The 13,189-nt window shown below is 65.2% G+C and carries 14 protein-coding genes and 4 pseudogenes; 8 read left to right on the forward strand and 10 right to left on the reverse strand.

The genetic code is table 11. The annotated features are described in order from the left end of the window. Nucleotides 1–29: 29 nt before the first annotated feature. The gene (locus OU682_RS24550) at nt 30–734 is read right to left on the reverse strand and encodes a hypothetical protein (protein ID WP_503635072.1); all 705 of its coding nucleotides are present in this window, start codon (nt 732–734) and stop codon (nt 30–32) included. A gap of 61 nt (nt 735–795) precedes the next feature. Here OU682_RS24550 and OU682_RS16605 point away from each other — a divergent pair. The 5 genes and pseudogenes from OU682_RS16605 to OU682_RS16625 form a co-directional block, all read left to right on the forward strand. Beyond that, nucleotides 796–954: pseudogene (locus OU682_RS16605) on the forward strand (IS5/IS1182 family transposase); the annotation flags it as partial. Nucleotides 955–1,260: 306 nt separating this feature from the next. Then, on the forward strand, nt 1,261–1,815 hold the full coding sequence (locus OU682_RS16610; protein WP_268943307.1) for a hypothetical protein: 555 nt from the start codon (nt 1,261–1,263) through the stop codon (nt 1,813–1,815). A gap of 87 nt (nt 1,816–1,902) precedes the next feature. After that, nucleotides 1,903–3,117, forward strand: a complete 1,215-nt coding sequence (locus OU682_RS16615) for a calcium-binding protein (protein ID WP_268943308.1) — start codon at nt 1,903–1,905, stop codon at nt 3,115–3,117. Between the two features lie 564 nt (nt 3,118–3,681). Beyond that, on the forward strand, nt 3,682–4,413 hold the full coding sequence (locus OU682_RS16620) for a methionine ABC transporter ATP-binding protein (RefSeq protein ID WP_329609819.1): 732 nt from the start codon (nt 3,682–3,684) through the stop codon (nt 4,411–4,413). After that, nucleotides 4,391–5,047: a methionine ABC transporter permease gene (locus OU682_RS16625; protein ID WP_268943309.1), complete on the forward strand. Its 657-nt coding sequence runs from the start codon at nt 4,391–4,393 to the stop codon at nt 5,045–5,047. Before OU682_RS16620 ends, OU682_RS16625 begins: the two co-directional genes overlap by 23 nt. A gap of 133 nt (nt 5,048–5,180) precedes the next feature. Here OU682_RS16625 and OU682_RS16630 read toward each other — a convergent pair. From OU682_RS16630 to OU682_RS16675, 9 genes and pseudogenes are all read right to left on the reverse strand, one after another. After that, nucleotides 5,181–6,566 (reverse strand): annotated as a pseudogene (locus OU682_RS16630) (LLM class flavin-dependent oxidoreductase). 35 nt (nt 6,567–6,601) lie between these two features. After that, nucleotides 6,602–7,414: an acyl-CoA dehydrogenase gene (locus tag OU682_RS16635; protein WP_268943310.1), complete on the reverse strand. Its 813-nt coding sequence runs from the start codon at nt 7,412–7,414 to the stop codon at nt 6,602–6,604. Beyond that, a complete protein-coding gene (locus OU682_RS24135; RefSeq protein ID WP_329609821.1) occupies nt 7,405–7,689 on the reverse strand; it encodes a hypothetical protein in 285 nt (94 codons plus the stop codon). The genes OU682_RS16635 and OU682_RS24135 overlap by 10 nt, the downstream gene beginning before the upstream one ends. Beyond that, entirely contained in the window at nt 7,605–8,378 is a 774-nt protein-coding gene (locus tag OU682_RS16645; RefSeq protein WP_268943311.1) for an acyl-CoA dehydrogenase, read from the reverse strand. The genes OU682_RS24135 and OU682_RS16645 overlap by 85 nt, the downstream gene beginning before the upstream one ends. Then, a complete protein-coding gene (locus tag OU682_RS16650) occupies nt 8,291–8,617 on the reverse strand; it encodes an acyl-CoA dehydrogenase family protein (protein ID WP_268943312.1) in 327 nt (108 codons plus the stop codon). Before OU682_RS16650 ends, OU682_RS16645 begins: the two co-directional genes overlap by 88 nt. After that, a pseudogene (locus tag OU682_RS16655) lies at nt 8,614–9,381 on the reverse strand (ABC transporter ATP-binding protein). Before OU682_RS16655 ends, OU682_RS16650 begins: the two are co-directional and overlap by 4 nt. Nucleotides 9,382–9,384: 3 nt before the next feature. Then, nucleotides 9,385–10,238: pseudogene (locus tag OU682_RS24285) on the reverse strand (ABC transporter permease). After that, a complete protein-coding gene (locus tag OU682_RS16670) occupies nt 10,216–10,428 on the reverse strand; it encodes a hypothetical protein (RefSeq protein ID WP_268943315.1) in 213 nt (70 codons plus the stop codon). Before OU682_RS16670 ends, OU682_RS24285 begins: the two are co-directional and overlap by 23 nt. 252 nt (nt 10,429–10,680) lie before the next feature. Next, nucleotides 10,681–11,196 (reverse strand): ABC transporter substrate-binding protein, encoded by a 516-nt coding sequence (locus tag OU682_RS16675; RefSeq protein ID WP_268943316.1) that lies wholly within the window; start codon nt 11,194–11,196, stop codon nt 10,681–10,683. A 381-nt stretch (nt 11,197–11,577) separates the two neighbouring features. Here OU682_RS16675 and OU682_RS24140 point away from each other — a divergent pair, with 381 nt between their 5' ends. The 3 genes from OU682_RS24140 to OU682_RS16690 are packed head-to-tail and all read left to right on the forward strand — an operon-like array spanning nt 11,578 to nt 13,181. Then, nucleotides 11,578–12,042 carry an NAD(P)H-dependent oxidoreductase gene (locus OU682_RS24140; protein ID WP_329609820.1) on the forward strand — a complete coding sequence of 155 codons (465 nt, stop codon included), beginning with the start codon at nt 11,578–11,580 and terminating at the stop codon, nt 12,040–12,042. A gap of 10 nt (nt 12,043–12,052) precedes the next feature. Then, the gene (locus tag OU682_RS24490) at nt 12,053–12,433 is read left to right on the forward strand and encodes an LLM class flavin-dependent oxidoreductase (protein ID WP_268943317.1); all 381 of its coding nucleotides are present in this window, start codon (nt 12,053–12,055) and stop codon (nt 12,431–12,433) included. Continuing rightward, a complete protein-coding gene (locus OU682_RS16690; RefSeq protein ID WP_268943342.1) occupies nt 12,378–13,181 on the forward strand; it encodes an LLM class flavin-dependent oxidoreductase in 804 nt (267 codons plus the stop codon). The genes OU682_RS24490 and OU682_RS16690 overlap by 56 nt, the downstream gene beginning before the upstream one ends. Nucleotides 13,182–13,189: the final 8 nt, after the last annotated feature.

Raw genomic sequence — 13,189 nt, forward strand, 5'->3', positions numbered from 1 at the left:
CGGCCTTCTCCAGCAAGGCCTCGATATCCTCAGCAATGCCGTCCAAAGGGCCTCGGAAATGCCAACCGCAGCCGCTGCTTTGCCTCGAAATCTGAGGCACCCCGCCTTGAACATCGCTTCTTGCCCTTACCACGTGGAGCGCTACGCCGGGCAGGTCGCATAAGATGCGTGCCGCACGATTCCAAGTCCGACATCCTTCCCGTAGTGGAAGAAACGGTGTCGCTGAGCAAGCGCTCGGTCCCAACAGGTCGTGTGCGGATCGCCACGGAAACCGAGACCATCGAACACCTTTTGTCCGCTGAACTGTCACAGATGGAGGTCGAGGTTGGCCGGGTGCCTGTGGATCGCAGGATGGATGCGGTGCCGAAAGACACCACCAAAGGGTCCTGACCATCATTCTGGTGGTGGAGGAACGTCTTGTCGCCATGCGCGAGCTGTATTGTCGAGGAGAAGTGCATGTCCGCCGTGTCGAACGGCAGCACAGGGTAGCGTTGGGCTGCCAAAACGGGCAAGATAAACTCCTTAGTTGATCTGGGCCGGGTATCACCGGGGTCAATGATTGGCAGCTCCATTTTTCGGGCCGGGAAACGTTTCCCACGCTTGGGGTGCGGCGGCGGAGCAATCCGTGCGTTTGCTCGAACATGCTCCGGGATGAGATCAGCATGGGCGCGGAGCCGATAGCCGGCGCCTTCTGTCTGGATGACCACGGCACGATGCAGGTGGCGGTCCAGCAATGCTTTTGCGACAACCGGATCTCCGAAGACCTCACCCCACTCGGCAAAGCCGCGGTTCTAGGTAAGGATCATGGCGCGCCGATCCAGGCGGCGCAGCCGGTTAAAGATCATGTTCGGGAGGCTCAAGGACTGGAGGCGCGTTGCAACTCGATGAAACCGCTGCCCAGAAGCCTTCTTCTCAGCCAGCGCGCGCGCCGCGACAGTTCTGTTCTGGCTCTGACATCAATAGCCTGGAGCCTACATGAATGACGCGGCGAAATCGCGCGCTGATCAATATACACTTCTGCCATATAGATGTTAGTTATAGCTTGTTTTTCATGAAAATTAAGTCATATTACCTTCACTAAACTCCTTATTAGACATTAATTTATTGTAGATCCTTTGCATCTTCGGTATAAAAAATAACTATTCATACTGAAAATTGACGAAAGATTCTATCAACGAATCTTTAGGTGGTTTATTATTCCATAAACCTTGAGATGCTGAGACACATCAAGGCTTTTCAAGCCTTTTGAATCAGTCCGATATGTTCATCCAGGGAATATGCATCATGGTCGGTCTTGTTGGGCGGCTTGGATTTGCCGATTTGCTCTTGGGCATCAATGAGGAAGACAACGGACTTACCGGCGATGCGGATGAAATGTCCGGCAGGCAGGCCGGAAGGCGCGACCTGCTGGTCAGCCGGCGCGACAACAACACGCTGGTCGCAAGTCATACCGGAAGCCGCGAGCTTTACGGCTGTGCCTACCAGATGCTGGGCCAACCTTCGGGCGGCGAGGACCGGATGCAGGGAAATGCCAAGGTCCGCGGCGACATTCATCTGGGCGAGGCAAGTGAGAGCGAAGGGTGTGCGGTCCCTCCGCAGACCGACAAGACCACGGGCGGCATCGACAACTCTGTCTTCAGGCCCGGCGCTGGCGGCGACACGATCCACGATTTTCATATAGGCCGGGATGTCAGCAATCTCCAGGGGTTCGGAAGCGACCTCGAAGAATTCGGCCAGATGGTAATCATCCAAGATGGCAAGGACTTCATGATAGCCTTCACCGGGCTTGCCGAGGGTGACATCCGGTTCGGCTGATGCCGGGTCTGAACAAATGATGGCTTGGGAATTCCCGCGAGGACGGGAATGGCGGCGCTTTTGCGTCTTGTAAGGAAGGACAGGACAATGGCAACTTTTTATGGCACCGACAGGGACGACATCATAGAGCCTGACTATCTCTCGCGGGGGGTGGACGCCGACCCGCGCGGTGCGTTTCCTTCATACAGGCCCGATACCCTTTATGGCTACCGGGGCGATGACAGTCTTTCGGGCGGTGGCGGGGACGACCTGCTGTATGGCGGAGGGGGCTACGACACGCTTTTCGGCCGATCGGGCGACGACACCCTGAACGGAGGGTCGGGCGACGACTGGCTCGATGGGGGCAACGGCGACGACAGGATGAACGGCAATTCGGGGCATGACACGCTTTACGGGAGTGACGGCGACGACGAGTCCTACGGCAACCGGGGCAGTGACCTGATCGATGGCGGGCGCGGCAATGACACCTCCTATGGCGGTTCGGGCGACGATATCCTGCGGGGGCGTGCGGGCCGGGATTGGCTGGAGGGCGGCAATGGCGACGACTCGATCTCCGGCGGGATCGGAAGAGATCTGCTGAGTGGAGATGCCGGAGAGGACACGCTTTCGGGCGGCGATGGTGACGATGAGCTTTACGGCGGAGAGGGCGACGATGAGCTTTCCGGCGGAGAGGGCGACGATTGGCTTTACGGCTATTCGGGGAACGACACCTTCGATGGTGGCTCGGGCGACGACACGATCTATGGGGCATACGGCGACGACAGCATCGTTGCTGGCTCCGGTGACGACTACGTCTACGCGTATGAGGGCGACGACACCGTCCACGGCAATTCCGGGGACGACACCCTCGAGGGAGGGTATGACGATGACCGCCTTTATGGCGGCAGTGGCGATGACCTGCTGAGTGGGAACGAGGGGGACGATACCCTTTATGGCGGCCAAGGCGATGACACGCTGATCAGTTCTTACGGCAGCGACGTTCTGTATGGCGACAACGGCTATGACACTTTCCTGATCGAACCCAATTACTACGGTGCGGGGACTTCAGGCGAAGTGCTCATCATGGACTTCGAAAGCGGCGACGATCTTGTCGATCTGTCCTGGCTCGACGCGGACCTGAACACCAGTTCGCCAGATGACGCCTTCGAATTCATCGGTGACGACGACTTCTCCGGCACGGCCGGTGAGCTTCGCTTCTATGATGAGGTCTTGTCGGGCGACCAGGACGGCGACGGGTGGGCCGACTTCGAAATCGAAATTGCTGACGTATACGACATGTACGACAGCGATTTCATCCTCTAGCGGCCTTGGAACCTGATGGCGGGCGCTGATCCTGGCGCCTGCCTGTCCCGGAATTCACCGCCCCGTCTCCTCGGGTCGTCCCCTGCGAACCCAAGGCAACCCACGGCCATTGCCCGGCCGGATTCACTTGCGGGTGGATCGGCAGGGCGGGATGCGATGGCGCAGCAGGTCCGCCGCAAGCGCCGAGGCGCTCAGCCAGGGCCACATCGCCGACGCAGCCAAGCGCCACCGTCAGAAGAAGCCCCGCGTCCCGCTTGGCAGTCGGTTTGGCCAAAGCGCAAGGCATCCGGCGGAAGGCGGAACACCGTCTTGCCGAGGCCCCCGGAACAGCCGGCGCACCTCAAGGACGGAAGGTCGAGTGGATGACATCCGCCAGCCTGCCGAACTGGGGCACGGGCGCGGGGGATCTCCATCTCGATGCGATCAAGGTGAACAGGCGGGACTTTCGGTAAGACTGCGGACGTGTGCTTGTCGACGGCCGCGACATTGGCGATCTGTCCGAAGCGGGGCTTGTCGCGCTGCGGCGGCGGATCGGAATGATCTTCCAGCATTTCCGCGAAGACCGTGCGGGAAAACGTCGCCCTGCCGCTGAAGGTGGCAGGCGTCGCGCGCGAGCAGATCGACACCCGGGTGTCCGAGGTGCTGGATCTGGCCTGGCTGTCGGACAAGGGCGCGGCCTATCCCTCTCGCCTGTCGGGCGGCCAGAAGCAGCGGGTGAGCATTGCCCGCGCCCTGGTCAGCCGCCCCGAGATCCTTCTCTGTGACAAGGCGACAAGCGCGTTCGATCCCGAAACCACGCTGTCGATCCTGACGCTGCTGCGCGACATCAACGCGCGGCTTGGCCTGACCATTGTCCTGATCACCCACGAAATGGCCGTCATCCGCGAAATTTGCGACCGCGTCCTGGTCCTGGAGGGAGGACGCATCGCCGAGGCGGGTCCGGTCTGGCAGGTCTTCGGCCCGCCCCGCCATCCCGCCACCCGGGCCCTGCTGGCACCGCTGATGAAGAACCTTCCCGACGACCTCGCGGCCCGGCTGCGGCCCGCCCGGCATAGCCATCGCGACGAGATCATCCTGGAACTGGGCTTCGCGGGTACCACCCGTCCGGATCTGGGCGCGCTTGCGCAGGGGATCGGCGGCGGCGGTCGGCTTTTGACCGCCGACATCGACAGCATCCAGGGCAGGCAGGTCGGTCGCGTTCTGATCGCGGCGCCCTCCGACGCGGATCTCACGCCTCTCGATTCCTTCTGCGATCACAGAAAGGTTCTTGGTCATGCTGACCACGCCAATGATTGATCGCCTGTGGCATGCGTTCCAGGACACGCTGCTGATGGTCGGCGTGTCTGCCGGGATCGCCCTGCTGGCCGGAATTCCGCTGGCGGTGTTCCTGGTCACGTCGGAGCCGGACGGCGTCTTTCCGGCCCCCAGGCTGAACCGGATCGTCGGCGCGGTCGTCAACGGTTTTCGGGCAGTGCCCTTCATCGTCCTGCTGGTCGCGCTGATCCCGCTGACCCGGCTGCTGGCCGGAACGACCATCGGCGTGTGGGCCGCGATCGTCCCGCTGTCGATCTCGGCCACGCCCTTCTTTGCCCGCATTGCCGAGGTGTCGCTCCGGGAGGTCGATCCCGGCTTGGTCGAGGCTGCGCAATCCATCGGGTGCCGCCGCTGGCACATCGTGCGCCACGTCCTTCTGCCCGAGGCCCTGCCGGGCATCATCGGTGGATTCACCATCACGGTCGTGTCGATGATCGGCGCATCGGCCATGGCGGGCGCGGTCGGCGCGGGGGGATTGGGCGATGTCGCGATCCGCTATGGCTATCAGAGGTTCGACACCACGGTCATGCTGGTGGTGATCGCCATCCTGATCCTGCTGGTGTCGGCCGTCCAGTTGACCGGCGACCTCTGGGTGAGGCGGCTGAAGGCCCGCTAGAACGGGCCCCCTTGGGCCGGCCTTCACGCCGGCCCCACGGGGCCTGGTCGGAAGGTCCGGGGGCCATCCTGATGGGGTCGCGGGCCGCCCGGCCCTGTCGCGGCAAGCGGCGGGCCGGGGACGCTGACCACGGCTATTTGGCCGCCTGCGAGACCATGCCGCGACGAAAGGCCGCCGCGGCGTGATCGGACGGCAACCTGTCGCCTTGGCCCGTCAGCTTGTTGCGCCAGGTTCCCGGAGCATATCGGGTCTTGTAGCTGCCGCGATCCTGCAATTCGGGAACAACCAGCCGCGCGAAGTCCTCGTATGTGCCCGGGGAAGCCAGGCGGGTCAGGTTGAACCCATCGACATCCGCCTCTCGGACCCAGGATTCCAGTTCGTCCGCGACCTGCGCGGGGGTACCCACGGCCAGGGGATAGCGCCCGCCCAGGGCAAGCTGCGCCAACAGGTCGCGCTTGGTCCATCCCCTGCTCTGGGCAAGGGCGGTGGCGGACTGGAGGGCATTGCCCGGACCGTAGGGGATCGGATCGTCAAGGCCGTAGGGCTCGAAATCGATGCCTGTCGAGGCCCAGAAATGCGCCAGCCCCGCTTCGGCACTGGCATGGGCGCGGTGGCCCTCCAGCTTGTCCCGCGCGGCGGCCTCGCTGTCGTCCACGGTCACGTTGACGCCGATCAGCACCTTCACGGCACGGGGATCGCGCCCCGCATCCGCCACCGCCTGGCGCAGCCCCGTGACGGCCTTCTTCGCGGCCGCCTTGTCGGGTGCCGCGATGAACACGCATTCGGCGTGCCGGGCCGCGAAGCGCAGTCCGCGCCCCGAGCTGCCCGCCTGCAGCAGGACCGGGGTCCGCTGGGGCGAGGGCTCGGACAGATGGGGCCCCTCGACCTTGTAGAAGGGGCCGTCGTGACGGATCGTGCGGACCTTCGCCGGATCGGCATAGATGCGAGAGGACCGGTCGCGGATCACGGCATCTTCGTCCCACGAACCCTCCCACAGCTTGTAGAGCACGTCGAGTTAATCATCCGCTTGGTCATAGCGCAGGTCGTGGTTGGTCTGGCCGCTTTGCCCCAGGGCACGCGCCGCGCTGTCCAGATAGCCGGTGACGATGTTCCAGCCGATCCGGCCTTCGGTCAGGTGGTCCAGCGTCGAAAGGCGGCGGGCGAAGGTATAGGGCGCCTCCTGATTCACATTGACGGTGACGCCGAAGCCCAGGTTCCTTGTCACCGCCGCCATTGCCGAGACAAGCAGGATCGGATCGTTGACCGGCAACTGTACGGACTTGCGAAGCGTGACGTCCAGCGCCTGGCCAGAGACATCATAGGTGCCGATCACGTCTGCCAGGAATAGCCCGTCGAACAGCCCCTCCTCCAGCTTGCGGGCAAGGTCGATCCAGTAGGACAGCTTGGTGTAATCCGCCGAGCGGTCGCGGGGGTGGGTCCATTGACCGTGATTGATATGGCCCACGCAGTTCATGTTGAAGGCGTTGACGATGATGTGGCGGCCCAGGGGCGTGGTCATTCAGATGGCTCCGTGTCGGGGCGGATTGACGCCGTTCAGGCGATGGTGCCGATCGCGTGGTATTTCCAACGCACCGGGTCGTGCAGCGTGTGGGTCCGGACGTTCCGCCAATAGCAGTCAAGGTTGTCTGCTCCCGACGTGGCTGAGGTGCCCGACAGTTCGAACAGCCTGCTGGCCGCCAGAAGCCCCGCGGTCGTCGTCAAGGCGCGGGCCGCCGCGACCGCCAGCGATGCATCGGCCACCGTCGCCTCGGTGGCATCGGCCTGGGCCAGGTCCAGGACACGGCCCGCGCGGTGCAGGAGGGCTTCGGCTGCGCGAAGGCGCAGGGCAACCTCGCCCACGCCCGCGATGGTCAGCGAATCCTGGTCTGCGCGGTCCACGCCCGCATCGATCCAGGGCCGGGCCCGATCGCGGATGAACGAAGTCATCTGGCCAAAGGCCTCCTGCCCGATGCCAAGGCCGATGGCGGCGTGCATGATCTGCGCATGGGGGCCGATCGGCGTCACCCGATCGAAGCTGTCCTGGAAGGGCACGATCCACTCGGGGTGCACCTCGACATCATCGAACGCGACCGAGCCGGAGCCGGTGACCCTTTGGCCAAAGCCATCCCAGTCGTCGGTGATGGTCGCGCCCGACGCCTCGCGCGGGACGAAGACCATCTGCTGGCGGTCGTCGTCCTCGACAGCCAGAGCCGGGATCCAGTGGGCATAAGTCGCCCCCGTGCAATAGAACTTGCACATGTTCAGCCGCAGCCGGCCGGCCACGGTCAGCCGGGTCCGGCGCTTGAAGTCCTTGGCACGTGGGGCAATTCGGGCGGCGGTGCGATGCGTGTCATGGCTCAGTCCCATTGGTGGCGGGACGGAGCCGCGCCGTTCAGGTGCCAGTTGCCCAGCAGGTGGTATTTCCAGCGGACCGGATCGTGCAGGGTGTGAACCCGCGCGTTGCGCCAATGCCGCCCAAGGTTCGGCCCCTTCCGCACGGCCGACGACCCGGCCAGTTCGAACAGCTTCTCGGTCGCGGTCAGCGCAACCTCGCTCGTCAGGATCTTGGCTTCCGTGACGGCGACCGAGGCCGCGCGCTGTCCTCGGCCGTGACGGGACGGGATGCGATCTCGTCGACCAATTCCGCCGCCCGGTGCAGCACCTCCCTTGCAGCCCGAAGGTCGATCTGGAGGCGCCCGACATCCGCGATGACATAGGGATCATCCGACGCCCGGTCGAGCCCGCTGTCCATCCAGGGGCGGGCCTTGTCGCGGACGTAATCCACCGCATCCACCAGGGCGGCGATGGCGATGCCGCTGTCGATCGCGGCCTGGATAAGTTGGGATGTCGGACCCGACGGGCTCGGAATGTCCGCCCTCTGCCACAGGGGGATGGTCTGGTCGTCCTGCACGGCCACATCCTGAAAGACCACCGTGCCCGACGCCGTCGTGCGCTGGCCGAAGCTGTCCCAGTCGTCCAGGACCTTGACGCCCGGCGCGTCGCGAGGAACCCAGACCTGGACCGGGCGGCCCTGCTCGTCATTGGCCCTGGTCGGTATCCAGTGGGCAAAGATCGCCGCTGTCGAGTAAAAGCGCCGTCCGGTCAGGCGCAAACCGGCTTCGGTGCGATGCAGGCCCGTCCGGTTGTGGGTGATGATCTTTCGCCCCTTTTCGGGCCCGGCATTGCCGATGCGCCTTCCCGCCAGGACATCGCCGAACCACCGCCGCTTCTGATCGGGGCTGCCTACTTCGGACAGCAGGTGCAGGACCCCGAAATGGTTCTGCGGCACCTGCCCGGCCGAGCTGTCGGCGGCGCACAGGATCTCGAACACCTCGACCAGCGTGCGCCGGCCAGGCCCGGTCCGCCATAGGCGACGGGCACGGTGATGGCCCCCAGCCCGCTGTCGCTGAAGGCCTGCATCTCGGCATGGGGCAGGAATCGCTGCGCGTCCCGCTGGGCCGCGCGTGTCGCCCAGTCATGCGCCAGGATGCGTGCGGCGGCAAGCGCTTGGTCATGTGTCGTGATGCGGGCTGACGCCGCCTCGGGGGGTTTTCGGTCCTGATGGGTCATTCCTGTTCCTCTCGCGCGCGGGCCAGCCCCGGCAGGGTTTGGTCCAGCACCGCCATGACCTGACGGCGGCGCAATTCGAAAGCATGGCTGGTGCGGTCCCGTGGGCACGGCAGATCGACCGCGAGGTCGCTGGCGATCCGGCCCGGATCGGGACGCATGACGACGATCCGGTCGGCCAGCATCAGTGCCTCGTCGAGGTCGTGCGTGACGACGACCAGCGTCGGCCGGGGTTCGCCCGAGGACCAGATCTGCAGAAGGCGGCGTTGCTGATCCCGGCGGGTGAATGCATCCAAGGCCGAGAACGGCTCGTCCAGCAAGAGCACCCCGGGCCTTGCGACCAGGGCGCGGGCGATGGCCACGCGCTGTGCCTGGCCGCCCGAGAGCTGCCTGGGCCAGGCGCCTGCCTTGTCGGGCAGCCCGCCCCCAGCCAGGGCCTGCCCCACCCGGGCGTGTCGCTCCGAGCCGGGCAAGGCGGAAAGGCCGAACCCGACATTCTGCTCGACCGTCAGTCAGGGAAGCAGGCGCGGTTCCTGAAACACGATGCCGATCCGGGGATGAGGACCATCGACAAAGGCTCCGTCGATGGTGACGCGCCCATGGCTGGGGCGGTCCAGCCCGGCGACTACACGCAGCAGGGTCGATTTTCCGCATCCCGAGCCGCGCAGGACGGCCAGGACCTGGCCTTCGGGCACGACAAGGTCGATCCGGTCCAGGGCATGGGTGCCGCCCGGATAGCTGCGGGACAGGTTCTGGATCGCAAGCATCGCTTACTCCGATTGGCGGGCGCCGGCAAAGCTGTCCTGCCACCGCAGGAAGGGTGCCGCGGCCAGGGCCAGCAGGCTGTCGGTCAGCTTGCCCAGCAAGGCAAAGGTGATGATCGCGGCGACGATCTGCGCGGGCTTGCCCAGTTGCTGGCCATCGATCAGCAGATACCCCAGGCCGGCGGACGTGCCCATGAACTCGGCCGCGACCACAAACATCCAGCCCAGTCCGAGACCGGCCCGCAGCGCCGTCACATAGGCGGGCAGGATCGCGGGCAGCAGGATGCGCCCGATCATGGCTAGGCCGGACAGCCGAAAGACGCGGCCGCCTCGACGATCTTGCGGTCGACGCCCCGTATCGCGTCCATCACGCCAAGATAGACCGGAAAGAACACGCCGACCGCGATAAGGGCGATCTTTGGCGTCTCGAAGATGCCGAACCACAGGATGAACAGCGGGACCCAGGCAATCGACGGAATGGCCCGCAAGGCCTGCAGCGACGGATCGGGCAGGCGCGACGCCGTCCGCGAATAGCCGGTGACCGCCCCAAGGACCGTGCCCGCCGCGACCCCGGCCACGAAGCCAAGCCCGACCCGGACAAGCGTCGCCTGCGCGTGGTGGACCAGGTCCCCCTGGGCCCAAAGGTCTGACAGCGTGTCCCAGACCACGGACGGAGGGGGCAACAGCCGCCCCGAGTTCCATCCCGCCGCCACTACCAGCTCCCACCCCAAGGCAAGGCCCAGGGGCAAAAGAAATCCCTGAAGCGGACGCAGGCGCGTCAGGCGCGGACCCGTGCCGCTGGCCCGGCGGGTGTGGTGAAGGACATCGACCATCCGCTCAGACCGTCGGCAAGCGGTCATCCAGCAGCGCCCACAAGACCTCCTGGACGTCGACCGTCTGCCCGATTACGCCGGCCGCCTGAAGGGCAAGACCCGCCGCAAGGATGCTGTCATGCTGGGGCTGGCCCAGGCGGGGCTGGGTCAGGTCGGTCCGCTGGTTCAGCTGGACGTCGATGATCCGGGGCGCAAGGCCGGTGGCGGCGACCGTCACGGCATGTAGCTCCTTGGGGTTTTCAAGCGCGAACCGGCGCGCGCGCTCATAGACGGACAGGACACGGGCGACGGCCTCGGGCCGTTCCGCCAGAAAGGCCTCTCGGGTGTTCAGGATGCCTCAGGTATCGGCCTCGGGCTTGCGGAAGAACAGGCTGGCGCCGTCCTCGACCTCGGCGGCGGCCATCAGCGGATCAAGCCCCGCCCACGCGTCCACGTCGCCGCGGATCAGCGCGGTCTTGCCGTCCGCGTGCTACAGCAGGACCGGCGTGAGGTCACGTTCGGTCAGGCCTGCGTCGGCAAGGGCGCGGATCAGGAAGACATGGGGATCGGTGCCCCGCGTGACCGCGACCGACTTTCCCTTCAGATCCGCCACCGTGCCGATATCCGTATCGGCCCGCGTGACAAGCGCCGTCCATTCCGGCCGGGAAAAGCTGTGGATGGCCTTCACTGGATTGCCGTTGACCCGCGCGACCAGGGCCGCCGATCCGGCGGTCCATCCGAAGTCGATCGCGCTTGCGTTCAGAAATTCAAGCGCCTTGTTCGAACCTGCCGACTGCAGCCAGGTGATCCTGGTGCCGTCGCCTTGGAATTCCTGCTCCAGCCAGCCCTTGTCGCGAAGCAGCATCGAGACGGGGTTGTATGTCGCCCAGTCGATGCGGATTTCATCAAGGGCCTGCGCCCGCAGCAGGCCGGGTGCCGCAAGCGCGGCACGGCCTGAGATCGATGCGGTGCGAAGCAGGCTGCGCCTGTCGAAGACGGTCATCATGTCCAACCTCATTATTACTCTAGAAAGTTGATCGAGTTTTATGCCGCGGGCAATCCGGGGCCCATTCTCTATTTGGTCGGAATCGAAAAGCTCGTCCTCTTGGGGTGCAGGATCGCAATTTCAGGATTCTCCGTCTCCTGGGCGGCCCGGGGTTCGTCCGTCGCTGCCCGAGAAAACGGTTCCCGTTCGGGGTTTCGCCGGGGAAGATACCTTCCGTCGGGCAGCACATGTTTGGAATGGGCATCCCCTGCCAAGGCCCCTAGAAGACCCTACTAAGTTAATAGAATTTAGGAACATTCTTGGCCACACTCCGATTTGCTGCGTTTGTGGGATCATGGAGCAGCCCGTCCAAGACGCGGATCTTTGTCAAAGAGGCCGCGAATGCCGCAGTGGCGCTTCCGCGGGTCTGCCCATGTCTTCGATGCCGGCGACCTGGGGGCCGAATTCGGCCCGGCCTCGGTTCCCGGAACGGCCTCGAGCCTGGACAGGCACCTGGACGCCTTCATCTCCGCGGACGCGGTCATCGTGGCGAGTCCCATCTACAAGGGGAGCTACACAGGGCTCTTTAAGCATTTCTTCGATCTGATCGATCCCCAGGCCTTGGTCGACCAGCCAGTCTTGCTGGCGGCGACGGATGGCGGCTATCGGCATGCCCTGATCATAGAACACCAGCTGCGTCCGCTATTCGGCTTTTTCGAGGCGAACGTGCTGGCCACGGGCGTCTACGCCTCGTCGGCCGACTTCCATGCCGGGCGACTGGCGGCCCCTGACGTGCGGGCGCGTCTTGACCGGGCCGTGGCGCAGTTCGGCCCCTCACTGCTTCCCGCCCGCGCGGCCGTCGCCTAAGGTCCACATCATGAGCAAACCCGACATCTTCTGGTTCCTTCCCACTTCGGGCGACACCCGTTATCTGGGCACGTCCGACTTCGGCCGCGCGCCCTCGACCGCCTACCTGAGCGAGATCGGGCAGACGGCCGATCGTCTTGGCTATGACGGGATGCTGATCCCCACGGGTGCCAGCTGCCTCGACCCCTGGATCGTCGCAGCGGCGCTTGCCCCGGTGACCCACAGGCTCAGGCTTCTTGTCGCGCTTCGCACCTCGGTTACGGGGCCCACGGTCGCCGCGCGCCAGGCTGCGGCCCTGGACGAGACCTTGGGCGGCAGGCTGCTTTTTGAATGTCGTGCCGGGCGGCGACCCGCGCGAACTGGCCGCGGACGACGCATTCTTCGACCATGACGGGCGCTACGAGAACGCCGACGAGTTCCTGACCGTCAGGAAGCGCCTGATGAAGGGCGAGAGCGTCGATTTCCATGGCAAGCACGTCCGGGTCGAGGGCGCGCAGAACTTTCACCCCGGACCCCAGCAGCCTTGGCCCCCGCTCTATTTCGGGGGGTCGTCGCCTGCCGCGCATGCCTTGGCAGCCGAGCATGTCGACGTCTACCTGACCTGGGGCGAACCCCCCGCAGCCGTGGCCCGGAAGACCGCCGATGTCCGGGCCCGCGCCGCAGCGCATGGGCGGACGGTCCGGTTCGGCATCCGCCTTCACGCCATCGTCCGAGAAATCGAGGCCGAGGCCTGGGCCGAGGCCGAGCGCCTGATCAGCCGCCTGACGGACGACGACATCGCACGGGCGCAGGCCAACTATGCCAAGATGGATTCCGTCGGCCAAAGCCGTATGGCCGCGCTGCATGGCGGCCGCCGCGACAGGCTGGAGGTCGCGCCGAACCTTTGGGCAGGCGTGGGTCTTGTGCGCGGTGGTGCCGGAACGGCCCTTGTGGGCGATCCGGAAACCGTCGTCGCGCGGATGCGCGAATACCAGGACCTCGGGATCGAGACCTTCGTGATGTCGGGCTATCCTCATCTCGAGGAAGCGATCCGCTTTGCCGAACTGGTCTTCCCGCTGGTCGGAAAGGTCCCCGTTACCCTGCGCGGCGTCGCCCAGACCGGCGGTGCGTTCGACGTCCTCGCCCGCGCGGCAAACTGAAGGATCGC

This window comes from Paracoccus benzoatiresistens (genome assembly GCF_026913015.1).
Lineage (GTDB): Bacteria > Pseudomonadota > Alphaproteobacteria > Rhodobacterales > Rhodobacteraceae > Paracoccus > Paracoccus benzoatiresistens.